Below are 16,269 nucleotides of genomic sequence, written 5' to 3'. Positions count from 1 at the left end.
AGACCCGGCGCTAGCAGCGAGCGCCGGGTTGCGGTCGGTCAGATAGGTGTCAGGCAACCTTCCTGCAAGTGCAGGACGCGGTCCATCTGCCGGGCCAGGTTCATGTCGTGGGTCACCACCAGGAACGCCGTGCGCATCGAGGTACTGAGCTCCAGCATCAGGTCCTGGATACCCTGGGCGGTGTGAGAATCGAGGTTACCGGTCGGCTCATCGAGCATCACCAGGCCCGGTTTGTTGACCAGCGCCCGGGCAATCGCCACGCGCTGGCGCTCGCCGCCGGACAGCTCGGCGGGCTTGTGCTCCAGGCGATGCCCCAGCCCGACCCGTTCCAACAGCGCCGTGGCACGCTGGCGGGCTTCAGGGATTGCGGTGCGGCCGATCAGCAACGGCATGCAGACGTTTTCCAGCGCCGTGAACTCGGGCAACAGATGGTGGAACTGGTAGACGAAGCCCAGGGAGCGGTTGCGCAGCAGGCCACGGGCCTTTTCGTTCAACGCCGAAAGTTCTTCCCCTGCCAGCCAGACGCTGCCGGTGGTCGGCGTGTCGAGGCCGCCCAGCAGGTTGAGCAAGGTACTTTTGCCCGAGCCGGAAGTCCCGACAATCGCCACCCGCTCGCCGGGGTGCAATTCCAGTTGCAGGCCCGACAACACCACCACCGACTCCGGACCTTCCTCGTAGGACTTGCCCAGGTTGCGGCAGCTCAAGATCGCTTTTTCACTCATGCCCGACTCACTCATAACGTAACGCCTCCGCCGGCTGGGTGCGTGCGGCACGCCAGGCAGGATACAGGGTGGCGAGGAAACTCAGGACCAACGCGGCGCCGCAGACCATCAACACGTCATCGGCCTGCAATTGCGATGGCAGATAGTCAATGAAATACACGTCGGCGTTGAGAAACTTGTGCCCGATCAGGCTTTCGAGGCCGGCAATCGCAGCGCTGACGTTCAGCGCGGCAAACATGCCAACCAGGGCGCCCGCCAGCGTGCCGATCACCCCGATCACCGTGCCCTGGACCATGAAGATGCGCATGATCTGCCCCGGCGTGGCGCCCAGGGTGCGCAGGATCGCGATGTCGCCCTTCTTGTCGTTCACCACCATCACCAGCGTGGAAATGATGTTGAAGGCGGCAACGGCGACGATCAGCAGCAACAACAGGCCGATCATGGCTTTTTCCATGCGGATGGCCTGGTACAGGTTGCCGTGGGTGCGGGTCCAGTCACGGGCGTAGTAGCGGTCCTCGCCCAGCTGCTGGGCGATGGTCCAGGCCGCGCGCGGGGCCTGGAACAGGTCGTCGAACTTCAAGCGCAACCCCTGGACCTGATCGGCTTTCCAGCGATGCAGACGCGCCAGGTCTTCAAGATTGGTCACGCCCAGGTAGCCATCCAGCTCACCGGCACCGACGTGGAAGATGCCGATCACAGTGAAGCGCTTCATACGCGGGAACATGCCGCCGGGCGTTACGGTGACCTCCGGCGCAACAAAGGTCAGCTTGTCGCCGATAGCCACGCCGAGCTTGGCTGCCGCCTTGTCGCCGATGACGATGCCGAAGCTGCCGGGCGCCAGGTCGTCGAGTTTGCCCTGCTGCATGAAGTTATCGATGATCGACACCTGCCGTTCGAGCTTGGGATCGATGCCATTGAGCAACACTTTGGAGACCTTGCCATTGTTGGTCAGCAGGCCCTGCATCTGGGTGAACGGCGCAACGGCCAGTACCTGCGGGTTCTGCTTGACCTTGGCGGCCAGGCTCGGCCAATCGCTGATGGCCTCGCCGGTTTCGAGGGTCGCGTGGGGCACCATGCCCAGTACACGGGTGCGCATCTCGTGATCGAAGCCGTTCATCACCGACAGCACGACGATCATCACGACCACGCCGAGGGCCAGGCCGATGATGGATGTCAGGGAAATGAACGATACGAAATGATTGCGGCGTTTTGCACGGGTATAACGCGTGCCGATGAATACGAAGAGTGGTCTGAACATGTCGGGGCTTGTTCGGAGGGAAAAGGAACGTCCTTGTGGCGGGGGTCACAAACCAGCTTTACACTCAGACCACCGCCGCTACCATGGGTTCGCCATGTCGACATTAGATGAAGAAGATCGCCGCGAATACTACCGTATCGAGGACACGATCGCACTGGAAATTCGGCCCCTGTCCATTCCAGAAGCCGCCGGCCTGGAAATGCTGCAGGATGCGTCCCCGCTGTTCAATCTGCTCAGTGAACTGCACCTGAGCGAGTTCGAATCCCAGCACCTGCTGCGCCAGATCAGCGAGCGCGAACGCAGCATCGCGGCGTACCTCAAGGTGATGAACAAACGCATCGACCTGCTCAGCCAGGTCATCGCCCTGACGGTGCTCGGGGAAATCGGCGAACCGCAGCCAGTGATCATTTCCGAAGGCGGTATCGACTTCCAGTACCCCACCCCCGTCGCCATCGGCGCCCATCTGTCGATCAAGCTGGTGCTGATGCCCCAGGCGCTCGGGCTTCTGCTGCGCGCCCGCGTCACCCACTGCGACCCCAAGGGCGACGGCTTTGACGTGGGCACCGAGTTCGAACGCCCGACCGACGCGCAGCGCCAGTTGCTGGCGCGCTACATCCTGCAGAAACAGGCGCAAGAACGGCGCCTGGCTCGCGAACTGAACGAATCAGGTACCAATAAGGAAGAACCGTGACCCTCATTTATGGCCACCGCGGCGCCAAGGGCGAAGCGCCGGAAAATACCCTGACCGGTTTTCAGGAATGCCTCAAGCACGGCGTACGCCGTTGCGAACTGGACCTGCATTTATCCATGGACGGCGAGTTGATGGTGATCCACGACCCGACCCTCAAGCGCACCACGGATCGCCGAGGCAAAGTGGTGGAGCATTCCGCCGCCGAGCTGGTGACCTACGATGCGCGCAAGGGTGGCCCGGGCTGGGTCCAGCCATGTCCGATCCCGCGTCTGGAGGAACTATTCGAGAAGTGTGATTTCGAGCATTGGCAACTGGAAGTCAAAAGCGCTTCCCGCACCCGCGCCGCCGCCACGGTTTTGGGGATCCGTGAAATGGCCCAGCGTTTCGGGCTGCTGGACAAGGTCACCATCACCTCCAGCTCCCGGGAAGTGCTCAAGGCGGCCCTGGAGCTGACCCCGGACATCTCCCGTGGCCTGGTGGCCGAATATGCCTGGCTCGACCCGCTGAAGGTCGCCCAGAGCTACGGCTGCAAGATTCTGGCGTTGAACTGGACGCTGTGCACACCCGAGCGCCTGATCAAGGCCCAGCGCCAGGGATTGCATGTGTCGGTGTGGACGGTCAACGAACCCGCGCTGATGCGCAGGCTCGCCGACTTTGGCGCTGACAGCCTGATTACAGACTTTCCCGGTTTGGCCACCGCCACGCTCGGGAATGGCTGAAATCGGTCTCCCCGGCCGGCTCAGGCCACCGGCCGGAGCCGCTCAAAAAAGCCGGTTGAGCCCGTCGTAGGCCGCAACCCGATAGGCTTCGGCCATGGTCGGGTAGTTGAACGTGGTGTTGACGAAATACTTCAGCGTGTTCAACTCGCCGGGCTGGTTCATGATTGCCTGGCCGATGTGCACGATTTCCGAAGCCTGGTAGCCGAAGCAGTGCACACCCAACACTTCCAGTGTTTCGCGGTGGAACAGGATCTTCAGCATGCCTTGCGGCTCACCGGCGATCTGCGCGCGGGCCATGCTTTTGAAGAACGCCTTGCCCACTTCATACGGCACCTTGGCCTGGGTCAGTTCCTGCTCGTTCTTGCCGATGGAGCTGATCTCCGGAATCGTGTAGATACCGGTCGGCACGTCGTTGACGAAGCGCCAGCTGCCATTGTCGACGATGCTGCCGGCAGCCGAGCGACCTTGGTCGTGGGCAGCACTGGCCAGGCTCGGCCAGCCGATCACGTCACCGGCGCCATAAATATTCGGCACACAGGTGCGGTAGTTCTCGTCGACTTCGATCTGGCCGCGGCTGTTGACCTTCACGCCGATGTTCTCTAGCCCCAGGGTGTCGGTGTTGCCCGTGCGGCCGTTGCACCAGAGCAAGGCGTCGGCCTTGATCTTCTTGCCGGACTTGAGGTGCAGGATCACGCCGTTGTCCACGCCTTCGACGCGGTCGTATTCTTCGTTGTGGCGCACCGTGATGTTGTTGTTGCTGAAGTGATAGCTCAGGGCCTGGGAGATTTCCGAGTCCAGGAAGCTCAGCAACTGGCCACGGTTGTCCACCAGCTCCACCAACACACCCAGGCCGCTGAAGATCGAGGCGTATTCGCAACCGATCACGCCCGCGCCGTAGACGATGAGTTTACGTGGAGTGTGGCCCAGGCTCAGGATGGTGTCGCTGTCGTAGATCCGGGCATGGCTGAAATCGATGTCGGCCGGGCGGTACGGGCGCGAGCCGGTGGCGATGATGATGTGCTTGGCCACCAGCTTCTCGACCACGCCGTTGCCGCAGACCACTTCCACCGTCTGTTCGTCGGCGAAACTGCCGGTGCCGAAGAATACGTCGACCCGGTTGCGAGCGTAGTAGCCGGTACGCGAGGCGACTTGCTTGGAAATCACCTTCTCGGCGCTCTTGAGCACGTCGGGAAAGGAGAACCAGCGCGGCTCGCCGATGGCCCGGAACATCGGATTGGTGTTGAACTGCATGATCTGCCGCACCGAGTGACGCAAGGCCTTGGACGGGATGGTGCCCAAGTGGGTGCAGTTGCCGCCGACCTGCCGACGGCTGTCGACCATCGCCACCTTGCGCCCTGCCTTGGCGGCGTTCATTGCCGCGCCTTCCCCCGCCGGGCCGGAACCCAGTACCACCACGTCGTAGTTGTAGACAGCCATGCGTACTCCTCAGAACAGGCCGCGGCACCAAGCGTGGTACCTGCGGCTAAATCACGTCGGGTTGCGACATGAAGGAACAATTTTCAGGCCGGTTCACGAGCCCGGCCACAGTCTATAGAAGCGTCAACGCCGCGCACATTACCCCTTGGTCGCATCAGAGGCTAGGGGGCGTTCTCAATTAGTTTCCCTACCGCTTTAAGGCGCAACCCGGAGGGCCGGGCCTACTAATGTGGCGAGGGAGCTTGCTCCCGCTTGAGTGCGAAGCGCTCACAAAAAGGGGTCTGCTGCGCAGCCCAGCGGGAGCAAGCTCCCTCGCCACGGGTCATCTGCGATCCACATTGCAGTCATCATTGGGTTTTCCCGCTGCTTATCCGGTCAAACGTTTCATTGGTGCGAGTGACAAAACGCTCGCCGTCCCGCAACACGAAAAATACCCCAATGCCGTGTTCTTCAGCATAGTCCCAACCCCGTTCAGGACCGAGAATCAGCAACAGCGTCGACAGTCCATCGGCCATCAACGCCGAAGGATGAATGACCGTGACTGACGCCAGGTTGTGCAGGACCGGTGCGCCGGTGCGTGCATCGAGGGTGTGGGAATAGCGCGCCCCGTCCTGCTGGAAATATCGGCGATAGTCGCCGGAAGTTGAAACCCCATAGCCGTCCACCTCGATCACCCGCTCAGCCACCTGCCGGTCATCCCGGGGTTCTTCCAAGGCAACCCGCCAGGCCGAGCCGTCGGGTTTGCGCCCGCGTGCCTTCAGCTCACCCGTCGCCTCGGCCAGGTAACTGTCGATGCCCAAGGCCTGGAGCCTGGCGGCGATCCGGTCCACCGCGTAGCCGGCGGCGATGCTGTTGAAATCGACTTCCACTGCTGCGTCCTTGCACAGCCGGACGCCGTCGATGCGCAGATGAGCCTGGCCGACACGCTGGCGCGTCAAGGCCAAGGCTTCTGCACTGGGCACTTTCTCTTCCCGGGACTGAGGGCCGAAGCCCCATAGGTTCAGCAACGGTTCCACAGTCAGGTCGAAGGATCCACCGCTCCAGGAGGACAACTGCTCGCCCACCCGGACCAGTTCGAGGACGGGGCCAGGCATGACCTGGCAAGCACCCGCCGGCAGCGCATTGAAACGCTCGACATCCGAATCACTGCGATAGGTCGAAAACTGCCGATCCACCTCGGCGAGAATTTTTACCACCTCGGCCTGCACCGCTTTCGGACCCGGCGTGGCGGAATGCCTGACGTACTGGATGAAATAATGACTGCCCATGGTCGGGCCGTCGAAACGCTCAAGGGTGTCGCCATTGCCGCAGCCGGACAACACGCCCCCCAGCATCACAAGCACTGCCCATCGTCCAGTTAACAAATCTTCATCTCCCCGCAAAACCACGACGGCCATTATGGACACAGCCCAACCCCTGGGGGAGCGAGCCTGCTCGCGATGGCGGCATCTCTGCCCGCATCAATGTGTCCGGCACACTGTCATCGCGAGCAGGTTCGCTCCCACAGGTACTGCGTTTACCAGAGTGAGTACCTACACATGTCTTCCAACACGAGCAACGGCAAGGCGATCTTTCGCGTTGTCAGCGGCAACTTCCTGGAGATGTTCGACTTCATGGTCTATGGCTTCTACGCCACGGCCATTGCCAAGACATTTTTCCCCACCGATAGCGCCTTCGCCTCGTTGATGCTGTCCCTGGCGACGTTCGGCGCCGGCTTCCTGATGCGCCCGCTGGGGGCGATTTTCCTCGGTGCCTACATCGACCGCCACGGCCGTCGCAAAGGCTTGATCATCACGCTGGCGATGATGGCCACCGGCACCCTTCTGATCGCCTGCGTGCCCGGTTACGCCACCCTGGGCCTGGCCGCCCCGCTGCTGGTTCTGCTGGGCCGATTGCTGCAAGGTTTCTCCGCCGGTGTCGAATTGGGTGGGGTATCGGTTTACCTGGCGGAAATCTCCACGCCGGGGCGCAAGGGCTTCTTTGTCAGTTGGCAATCGGCCAGTCAACAGGCCGCCGTGGTGTTTGCCGGGCTGCTGGGTGTGGGCCTCAATCACTGGTTGAGTCCTCAGGAAATGGGCGAATGGGGCTGGCGCATACCATTCCTGGTGGGTTGCATGATCGTGCCGACCATCTTCGTGATCCGCCGCTCACTGGAAGAAACCCCTGAATTTCAGGCTAGGAAACACCGCCCCACCCTGTCGGAAATCATCCGCTCCATCGGTCAGAACTTTGGCATTGTCTTGGCCGGCATGGCTCTGGTGGTGATGACCACCGTGTCGTTCTACCTGATCACTGCCTATACACCTACCTTCGGCAAGGCCGAACTGAACCTGTCGGACCTGGATGCGTTGCTGGTCACGGTGTGCATCGGCTTCTCGAACTTCTTCTGGTTGCCGGTCATGGGCGCCGTTTCCGACAGGATCGGACGCAAGCCCCTGCTGCTAGCGGCGACAACCCTGGCAATCCTCACCGCCTACCCGGCGCTGTCCTGGCTAGTGGCGAACCCCAGCTTCAGTCACTTGCTGATCGTCGAGTTGTGGCTGTCCTTCCTGTACGGATCGTACAACGGCGCGATGGTGGTGGCCTTGACGGAAATCATGCCGGTCGAAGTGCGCACCACCGGGTTCTCCCTGGCCTACAGTCTGGCGACGGCAACGTTCGGCGGGTTTACGCCGGCGGCCTGCACTTACCTGATTCATGTGCTGGGCAACAAGGCTGCGCCGGGTATCTGGCTCAGTGGCGCGGCGGTGTTGGGGTTGATAGCCACACTGGTACTGTTCAAGGGCAACCGGCATGAGTTGCGCACTGCGCAAGCTTCGGTAGTCGGTGGCGCCTGATAGATCGCTATCGCGAGCAGGCTCGCTCCCACCGTTGACCGAGTTGTTACTGATATCGGAGATCCAATGTGGGAGCGAGCCTGCTCGCGAGAGGCCCTTGAAAGCCCCACAAAAAATCCAGACAAAAAAACGCCCCGACAAGTCGGGGCGTTTTCACATTCTGCTAATGCTTAGCGCGGGAACGCTGGCGGATTTACACCGGCCATGTCTTCCATCACGCGAACCACCTGGCAGCTGTAACCGAATTCGTTGTCGTACCAGACGTACAACACAACGCGGTTATCGTTGCAGATGGTGGCTTCGGCATCGACCACACCGGCGTGACGCGAGCCCACGAAGTCGGTAGACACCACTTCCTGCGAATTGACGAAATCGATCTGCTTGTGCAGGTCGGAGTGCAGCGCCATGTAGCGCAGGTACTCGTTCATCTCTTCGCGGCTGGTGGCCTTCTCAAGGTTCAGGTTGAGAATGGCCATCGACACGTTTGGCGTCGGGACACGGATGGCGTTGCCGGTCAGTTTACCGGCCAGCTCAGGCAAGGCCTTGGCAGCAGCGGTGGCAGCACCGGTCTCGGTGATTACCATGTTCAGCGCGGCGCTGCGACCACGACGATCGCCCTTGTGGAAGTTGTCGATCAGGTTCTGGTCGTTGGTGTACGAGTGAACCGTTTCCACGTGACCGTTGACGATACCGAACTTGTCGTTCACAGCCTTGAGCACCGGCACGATGGCGTTGGTGGTGCAGGAAGCGGCGGAGACGATCTTGTCGTCAGCGGTGATATCGCCGTGGTTGATACCGTGAACGATATTCTTCAGCTTACCTTTGCCAGGCGCGGTCAGGACCACGCGGTCGATACCCGGGCAGGCCAGGTGCTGGCCCAGGCCGTCGGCGTCACGCCACACACCGGTGTTGTCCACCAGCAGCGCGTCCTTGATGCCGTACTGGGTGTAATCCACCTCGGTCGGGTTCTTCGCGTAGATCACCTGGATCAGGTTGCCGTTGGCGCTGATGGTGTTGTTTTCTTCGTCGATGGTGATGGTGCCGTTGAACGAACCATGGACCGAATCACGGCGCAGCAGGCTGGCACGCTTGGTCAGGTCGTTTTCGGCGCCCTTGCGCACCACGATGGCCCGCAGACGCAGACCGTCGCCGCCACCGGTTTTCTCGATCAGGATGCGCGCCAGCAGGCGACCGATACGACCGAAGCCGTACAGCACCACATCCGTGCCTTTACGGGCGGCTGCGTTTTGCTGACCCACCACGTCGGCCAGCTCTTCGCGAACGAATTGCTCGGCGGTGCGGCCATTGCCCTGGGTCTTGAACTTGACGGCCAGCTTGCCCAGGTCCACCGAAGCGGCGCCGAGCTTGAGCTCGCTCATCGCCTTGAGCAGGGGGAAAGTTTCGTGGACGGACAATTCGCTGTCGTCGGACTGACGGTGGCGAGCAAAGCGGTGGGCTTTGAGAATCGCGATGACAGACTGGTTGATCAGGCTGCGGCCATAGATCGAGCTCACCACGTTGTTATTGCGGTAGAGCTGACCGATGAGAGGGATCATCGCTTCGGCGAGCGCTTCACGATCGATCCATTCACCAAGACACTGGTCGGGCTTCTGAGTCACGGGAACCTTCCACATGTAGGGGCTGAAAAAAGGGGCTACATTATGCCGCCGAGTCCACGGCGGAGCAATGCGCGCCTGTCGCACCGTGGTTTTCCTGTCTACGCGGGTAGTCTGCGACTGACAGCAGCCCCCTTCCCCCGCTACAATTGCCGACTTTGTCGCAACGCTGGAGCTCAACCTTCCGTGCCCGTTCTGCGTCTTCCGCTACTCCCTGCTGCGGCAGGTAAACAGCACTGGGGCAATCTGCCCGGTGCCGCCCTGAGCCTGGCCATTGCCGAGGCCGCCAGCGCTGCAAAGCGTTTCACCCTGCTGCTGACCGCCGACAGCCAGGGCGCCGAGCGCCTGGAACAGGAGCTGGGTTTCTTCGCTCCGGATCTGCCGGTGCTGCACTTCCCGGACTGGGAAACCCTGCCCTACGATCTGTTTTCGCCTCACCAGGACATCATTTCCCAGCGCATCGCCAGTCTTTATCGGCTGCCGGAGCTCAGTCATGGCGTTTTGGTAGTGCCCATCACCACGGCCCTACATCGCCTGGCGCCCACGCAGTTTCTGCTGGGCAGCAGCCTGGTGCTGGACATCGGCCAGAAACTCGACGTCGAGCAAATGCGCACCCGCCTGGAGGCCAGTGGCTACCGCTGTGTCGACACCGTCTACGAGCACGGCGAGTTCGCGGTCCGTGGTGCATTGATCGATTTGTTCCCGATGGGCAGCAAACTGCCGTACCGCATCGACCTGTTCGATGACGAAATCGAGACCCTGCGCACCTTCGATCCGGAAAATCAGCGCTCCATCGACAAGGTCCAGTCGGTGCGCCTGCTGCCGGCCAAGGAATTCCCCCTGCAGAAAGACGCCGTGACCCGCTTCAAGGCGCGTTTTCGCGAGCGTTTCGATGTGGATTTCCGCCGTTGCCCGATTTTCCAGGACCTGAGCAGCGGGATCACCCCTGCCGGTATCGAGTATTACCTGCCGCTGTTCTTTGAGGAAACCTCCACCCTGTTCGATTACCTGCCCCAGGACACCCAGGTGTTTTCCCTGCCGGGCATCGAGCAGGCGGCAGAGAACTTCTGGAACGACGTGCGCAACCGCTACGAAGAACGCCGCGTCGATCCGTCCCGTCCTCTATTGCCGCCGGCCGAGTTGTTTCTGCCAGTGGAAGACTGCTTCGCCCGCCTCAAGAGTTGGCCACGCGTAGTCGCCAGTCAGCAGGATGTGGACACCGGGGTCGGCCGCGAGCGCTTTGCGGCCAAGCCCTTGCCTGATCTGGCGATCGAAGCCAAGGCCACGCAACCACTGGCGGCACTGGCCGGATTTCTCGACGAGTTCCCCGGCCGCGTGCTTTTCACGGCCGAAACCGCCGGGCGCCGCGAGGTGCTGTTGGAGCTGCTGGAGCGCCTGAAGCTGCGACCGAAGACGGTGGACAGTTGGCCGGACTTCATCGCCAGCAAGGATCGCCTGGCGATCACCATCGCCCCATTGAACGACGGCCTGGTCCTGGAGGACCCGGCGCTGGCGCTGGTGGCTGAAAGCCCGCTGTTCGGCCAACGCGTGATGCAACGGCGGCGGCGCGAAAAACGCGCCGACGCGGCCAACGATGCCGTCATCAAGAACCTCACCGAGCTGCGCGAAGGCGCTCCGGTGGTGCACATCGACCACGGCGTAGGACGCTACCTGGGCCTGGCGACCCTGGAAATCGACAACCAGGCGGCCGAATTCCTGACGCTGGAATACGCCGAGGGCGCCAAGCTCTACGTGCCGGTGGCGAACCTGCACCTGATCGCCCGCTACACCGGCAGCGACGACGCCCTCGCCCCGCTGCATCGCCTGGGTTCGGAAACCTGGCAGAAAGCCAAGCGCAAGGCCGCCGAACAGGTGCGCGACGTGGCCGCCGAGCTGCTGGATATCTACGCCCGCCGCGCTGCCCGCGAGGGTTATGCATTCGCCGATCCGAAAGCCGACTACGAAACCTTCAGTGCCGGCTTCCCGTTCGAAGAAACCGTCGACCAGCAGACCACCATCGAAGCCGTGCGCGCCGACATGCTCGCCGCCAAGCCGATGGACCGACTGGTGTGCGGCGACGTGGGTTTCGGCAAGACCGAAGTGGCGATGCGCGCTGCGTTTATCGCGGTACATGGTGGCAAGCAGGTGGCGATCCTGGTGCCCACCACCCTGCTCGCCCAGCAGCATTACAACAGCTTCCGCGACCGCTTCGCCGACTGGCCGGTAACCGTGGAGGTGATGAGCCGCTTCAAGTCCGCCAAGGAAGTGAACGCGGCCGTTGCCGACCTGGCCGAAGGCAAGATCGACATCGTCATCGGCACCCACAAGCTGCTGCAGGACGACGTGAAGATCAAGAACCTGGGGCTGGTGATCATCGACGAAGAACATCGCTTCGGGGTGCGCCAGAAAGAACAGCTCAAGGCCCTGCGCAGCGAAGTCGACATCCTCACCCTGACCGCCACGCCGATCCCGCGCACGCTGAACATGGCGGTGTCGGGCATGCGCGACCTGTCGATCATCGCCACGCCGCCGGCCCGTCGCCTGTCGGTGCGCACCTTCGTCATGGAGCAGAACAAGAGCACGGTCAAGGAAGCCCTGCTGCGCGAGCTGCTGCGTGGCGGCCAGGTCTATTACCTGCACAACGACGTCAAGACCATCGAGAAATGCGCCGCCGACCTGGCCGAACTGGTGCCGGAAGCGCGGATCGGTATCGGCCACGGGCAGATGCGCGAACGCGAACTCGAACAGGTGATGAGCGACTTCTACCACAAGCGCTTCAACGTGCTGATCGCCTCGACCATCATCGAGACCGGCATCGACGTGCCGAGCGCCAACACCATCATCATCGAGCGCGCCGACAAGTTCGGCCTGGCCCAGTTGCACCAGTTGCGCGGCCGGGTCGGACGCAGTCACCACCAGGCCTACGCCTACCTGTTGACGCCGCCGCGCCAGCAGATCACGCCGGATGCGGAAAAGCGCCTGGAAGCCATCGCCAACACCCAGGACCTGGGCGCCGGCTTCGTGCTCGCCACCAACGACCTGGAAATCCGCGGCGCCGGCGAACTGCTGGGCGACGGCCAGAGCGGGCAGATCCAGGCCGTCGGCTTCACCCTGTACATGGAAATGCTCGAACGGGCCGTCAAGTCGATCCGCAAGGGCGAACAGCCGAACCTCGACCAACCCTTGGGTGGCGGGCCGGAAATCAACCTTCGGGTGCCGGCGCTGATCCCGGAAGACTACCTGCCGGATGTCCACGCGCGCCTGATCCTCTACAAACGCATCGCCTCGGCCACCGACGAGGACGGCCTCAAGGATCTGCAAGTGGAGATGATCGACCGCTTCGGCCTGCTGCCGGAACCGACCAAGAACCTGGTGCGCACCACGCTGCTCAAGCTCAAGGCCGAACAGTTGGGCATCAAGAAAGTCGACGGCGGCCCCAACGGCGGTCGTATCGAATTCGAGGCCCAGACGCCGGTCGATCCATTGGTGCTGATCAAGCTGATCCAGGGCCAGCCCAAGCGCTACAAATTCGAAGGTGCCACGATGTTCAAATTCATGGTGCCCATGGAGCGCCCGGAAGAGCGTTTCAACACCGTAGAAGCGCTGTTCGAGCGCCTTACCCCGACCACTGCTTGAAGGACGCCACATGCGCCTGTTTCGCTCACTGACCTTGTTGATGACCCTGGTCGCTCCCCTGGCGTTTGCCGACGACCTGTATCAGGTTGAAATGATCCTGGTGCGCCAGAACGCCGAACCGGCAATCATCAGCCGCGCCGCGCCGGAAGACTGGGACGCCGGGGCGCAACGCCTGGGCGCGGACAGCCAGCGCACGCCGGCGCTGGGCAACATCGTCGAAAAACTCAACGCCAGCGGCCAATACACAGTGTTGATGCATAAGGCCTGGCAACAGCATCTGGGCGAACAGGGGAGCAAGGTCGCCGTCAGCGACGGTGCCGAACAATTCGGTCAGTTTCCCATCGAGGGCACTCTTGAACTGAAGCTGGGCCGCTTCACCGACGTGGACGCCGATTTCTGGATCAACCAGATCGACGCCAACGGCCTGGTCACCGCCAGCGAGCGCCTCAAACAACAGAGCCATACCAAGAACGGGCAACTGAACTTCCTCGACAACGGCCACCTCGGCCTGCTGATCAAGATCACCTCCCTGACTGCGCCCGCGCCACGGCAGGCGCCTGACGTCATTCCGGACTGATCGGCGCGCCTATGCCCTCGCCCCTGAGCAAACCGCTGGCACCTTCCTGGGTCAATCGATTCAAGGAACAGAGCCTGGAGCGCGGGCGCCGTTATGCGTTGGAAAGTCGCGTGCGGATCGTCGAGGCCGGCGACAGCACCATTACCGCCAGCTGCGAAGGCTCTGGCGGCAGCATCTACCGTCAGACCATTCGTCTCAAAGAGTCAGCCAAAGGGACATTGATCCTGCTTGAAGCTGCTTGCTCCTGTCCGGTGCGCATCAACTGCAAGCACTGCGCGGCGGTGCTGCTGCAAGTCCAGGAAACCCTCGCCTACCCGGCCGCCGAGAAAGACGCGCAGTTGCTGGAGAAGCTCCAGGCGGTGTTGGACAACCGCAGCCCCAAGGCCCCGCCGCAAGTGCTGGTGGACAATGTGCAACCGCTGCCACGCCTATGGCTGGCGAGCATCGAATTCAGCGCCTTCGAGCCACGCAACGGCAAGATGCAACGCTACATCCAGCACCGCGCCGCCCTATCCTTCAGCTACCTGGACGAATACGTCAGCGGTCAGCGCAACACCGACGTGCTGATTCGCCAGGAAACCCAGACACTGCGGATAAAACGCCACACCGATGTGGAACAGTCCTATCGCGAACAGCTGCGAATCCTCGGCTTCAAGGTGGCGACCCGGCAGAGCAAGGCGTTGCCCGAAAGCGCCGGCGAACTGTACGAGATGGTCAACGACAGCGCCTGGCTGACCTTCACCCTCAACGATCTGCCGAAATTGCGCGACCAGGGCTGGGAATTACAGATCGACGAGGATTTCGGCTTCGACCTGACCGCCGTCGACGACTGGTACGCCACGGTGGAAGAAGCCCCGGAGCGTGACTGGTTCGACCTGGAGCTGGGGATCATCGTCAACGGCGAGCGCTTGAGCCTGTTGCCGATCCTGCTGAATCTGATGCGTTCGCACATCGAACTGTTCAATCCGGAACGCCTCGCCAGGCGCCGCGATGACGAGCTCATCCTGGTCAACCTGCCCAATCGGCCAAACTCCGAGTTCGGTCCGCAGCAAGTTGCGCTGCCCTATGGCCGGCTGAAACCGGTGCTGGCGACCCTCGGCGAGTTTTACCTGCAAGAACCCGGCACCACCAAACTGCGCCTCAACAACGCGGACGCCTTACGGCTGAACCCGCTGCAAGACATGCCATTGAGTTGGGAAGGCGGCGAACACATTCGCGGCCTGGCCCAGCGCCTGCGGGATATCAAGGATTACATCTGCACCGCGCCCGAAGGCTTGAACGCGACGCTACGGCCTTATCAACTCGAAGGCCTGAGCTGGATGCAATCACTGCGTCAGCTGGAAGTCGGCGGCATCCTCGCGGACGACATGGGCCTGGGCAAGACCCTACAGACCCTGGCGCATATTCTTAGCGAAAAAAACGCCGGGCGCCTCGACCGGCCATGCATGGTGGTGATGCCCACCAGCCTGATTCCCAACTGGCTCGACGAAGCGAGCCATTTCACCCCGCAACTCAAGGTATTGGCACTGTACGGCGCCGGGCGCAAGAAACATTTCGCGCGCCTGGCCGAATACGACCTGATCCTCACCACTTATGCGCTACTGCCCAAGGATGTCGAGCGCCTGAAAGCGCAGCCGCTGCATGTGTTGATTCTCGATGAGGCCCAGTACATCAAGAACCCCACCAGCAAAGCCGCACAGGCCGCTCGTGAGCTCGACGCCCGGCAGCGCCTGTGCCTGTCCGGTACGCCACTGGAAAATCACTTGGGCGAGCTGTGGTCGCTGTTCCACTTCCTGTTGCCGGGCTGGCTCGGGGATGTGAAGAGTTTCAATCGTGATTACCGGGTGCCGATCGAAAAGCGTGGCAGCGACGTCAGATTGCAGCACCTTAACGGTCGGATAAAACCTTTCCTGCTACGCAGGACCAAGGAGCAAGTGGCAACGGAGCTGCCGCCCAAGACCGAGATCATCCATTGGGTCGAACTCAGCGATGCCCAGCGGGATGTCTACGAAACCATGCGGCTTGCGATGGACAAGAAGGTCCGCGACGAGATCACCCGCAAAGGTGTGGCCCGCAGCCAGATCATCATCCTCGAAGCGCTGCTCAAGCTGCGCCAGGTGTGTTGCGACCTACGCCTGATCAACGACGCCACCCTGCCCACCCGAGGCAGCACCTCGGGCAAACTCGACAGCCTGATGGAAATGCTTGATGAGCTGTTTGAAGAAGGTCGCCGGGTACTGCTGTTTTCCCAGTTCACCTCGATGCTGGCCCTGATTGAGAGTGAACTGAAGAAACGCGGCGTCGACTATGCCATCCTGACCGGCCAGACCCGCGACCGTCGTACGCCGGTGAAAGAATTCCAGAGCGGCAAGCGTCAGATCTTTCTGATCAGCCTGAAGGCCGGTGGCGTTGGACTGAACCTGACAGAAGCCGACACGGTGATCCATTACGACCCATGGTGGAACCCGGCGACCGAAAACCAGGCCACCGACCGCGCTTATCGCATCGGCCAGGAAAAACCGGTGTTCGTCTACAAACTGATTGCCCGCGGTACGGTGGAAGAGAAGATTCAGTTGCTGCAAAAGGAAAAGTCCGACCTTGCAGCGGGCGTCCTGGATGGACGCGTGGCCGGAGACTGGAAGTTGCAGAGCGAGGACATAGAGGCACTGTTTGCGCCACTGCCGGATAAGCTGGAGAAGCGCTAACCCATGCCGCCGCTCCTTGTGGGAGCCGAGCTTGCTCGCGATAGCGGTGGGTCAGCGAATGGAAATATTGA

General features: G+C 61.9%; 11 protein-coding genes. 6 read left to right on the top strand and 5 right to left on the bottom strand.

Features of this window, described 5'->3' with window-relative positions:
- Positions 1 to 38: 38 nt before the first annotated feature.
- Both lolD and ACLEJR_RS22015 read right to left on the bottom strand, forming a co-directional pair.
- On the bottom strand, positions 39 to 722 hold the full coding sequence (gene lolD, locus ACLEJR_RS22020) for a lipoprotein-releasing ABC transporter ATP-binding protein LolD (RefSeq protein WP_175459445.1): 684 nt from the start codon (positions 720 to 722) through the stop codon (positions 39 to 41).
- A 7-nt stretch (positions 723 to 729) separates the two neighbouring features.
- On the bottom strand, positions 730 to 1,980 hold the full coding sequence (locus ACLEJR_RS22015) for a lipoprotein-releasing ABC transporter permease subunit (protein WP_440795231.1): 1,251 nt from the start codon (positions 1,978 to 1,980) through the stop codon (positions 730 to 732).
- Positions 1,981 to 2,074: 94 nt separating this feature from the next.
- On the opposite strand from ACLEJR_RS22015, the gene ACLEJR_RS22010 reads away from it, so the two are divergent.
- Both ACLEJR_RS22010 and ACLEJR_RS22005 read left to right on the top strand, forming a co-directional pair.
- A complete protein-coding gene (locus ACLEJR_RS22010) occupies positions 2,075 to 2,671 on the top strand; it encodes a PilZ domain-containing protein (protein WP_440795229.1) in 597 nt (198 codons plus the stop codon).
- Complete coding sequence (locus ACLEJR_RS22005) at positions 2,668 to 3,390, top strand: glycerophosphodiester phosphodiesterase (protein WP_440795227.1); 723 nt, start codon at positions 2,668 to 2,670, stop codon at positions 3,388 to 3,390. The genes ACLEJR_RS22010 and ACLEJR_RS22005 overlap by 4 nt, the downstream gene beginning before the upstream one ends.
- 42 nt (positions 3,391 to 3,432) lie before the next feature.
- On the opposite strand, the gene sthA is transcribed toward ACLEJR_RS22005, so the two are convergent.
- Positions 3,433 to 4,827, bottom strand: coding sequence for a Si-specific NAD(P)(+) transhydrogenase (gene sthA, locus ACLEJR_RS22000; RefSeq protein ID WP_440816469.1), 1,395 nt, complete (start codon positions 4,825 to 4,827; stop codon positions 3,433 to 3,435).
- 347 nt (positions 4,828 to 5,174) lie between these two features.
- Positions 5,175 to 6,161, bottom strand: a complete 987-nt coding sequence (locus ACLEJR_RS21995) for an FAD:protein FMN transferase (protein ID WP_440816509.1) — start codon at positions 6,159 to 6,161, stop codon at positions 5,175 to 5,177.
- A gap of 204 nt (positions 6,162 to 6,365) precedes the next feature.
- On the opposite strand from ACLEJR_RS21995, the gene ACLEJR_RS21990 reads away from it, so the two are divergent.
- A complete protein-coding gene (locus ACLEJR_RS21990) occupies positions 6,366 to 7,664 on the top strand; it encodes an MFS transporter (RefSeq protein WP_440816467.1) in 1,299 nt (432 codons plus the stop codon).
- A 170-nt stretch (positions 7,665 to 7,834) separates the two neighbouring features.
- Here ACLEJR_RS21990 and ACLEJR_RS21985 read toward each other — a convergent pair whose 3' ends face one another.
- Complete coding sequence (locus ACLEJR_RS21985) at positions 7,835 to 9,298, bottom strand: glyceraldehyde-3-phosphate dehydrogenase (RefSeq protein WP_440795221.1); 1,464 nt, start codon at positions 9,296 to 9,298, stop codon at positions 7,835 to 7,837.
- Between the two features lie 168 nt (positions 9,299 to 9,466).
- Here ACLEJR_RS21985 and mfd point away from each other — a divergent pair, with 168 nt between their 5' ends.
- From mfd to ACLEJR_RS21970, 3 genes are read left to right on the top strand one after another with little or no spacing between them, the layout of a single operon-like run.
- Positions 9,467 to 12,916: a transcription-repair coupling factor gene (mfd, locus tag ACLEJR_RS21980; RefSeq protein WP_440816464.1), complete on the top strand. Its 3,450-nt coding sequence runs from the start codon at positions 9,467 to 9,469 to the stop codon at positions 12,914 to 12,916.
- 10 nt (positions 12,917 to 12,926) lie between these two features.
- Positions 12,927 to 13,493 carry a CsiV family protein gene (locus ACLEJR_RS21975; protein WP_440795217.1) on the top strand — a complete coding sequence of 189 codons (567 nt, stop codon included), beginning with the start codon at positions 12,927 to 12,929 and terminating at the stop codon, positions 13,491 to 13,493.
- An 11-nt stretch (positions 13,494 to 13,504) separates the two neighbouring features.
- A complete protein-coding gene (locus tag ACLEJR_RS21970; protein ID WP_440816461.1) occupies positions 13,505 to 16,198 on the top strand; it encodes an SNF2-related protein in 2,694 nt (897 codons plus the stop codon).
- Positions 16,199 to 16,269: the final 71 nt, after the last annotated feature.

The sequence above is a fragment of the Pseudomonas sp. SMN5 genome, assembly GCF_052041925.1.
Classification (GTDB): domain Bacteria; phylum Pseudomonadota; class Gammaproteobacteria; order Pseudomonadales; family Pseudomonadaceae; genus Aquipseudomonas.
The sequence above is the reverse complement of the archived record's forward strand: the minus strand, read 5'-3'. Positions and strand labels throughout refer to the sequence as shown.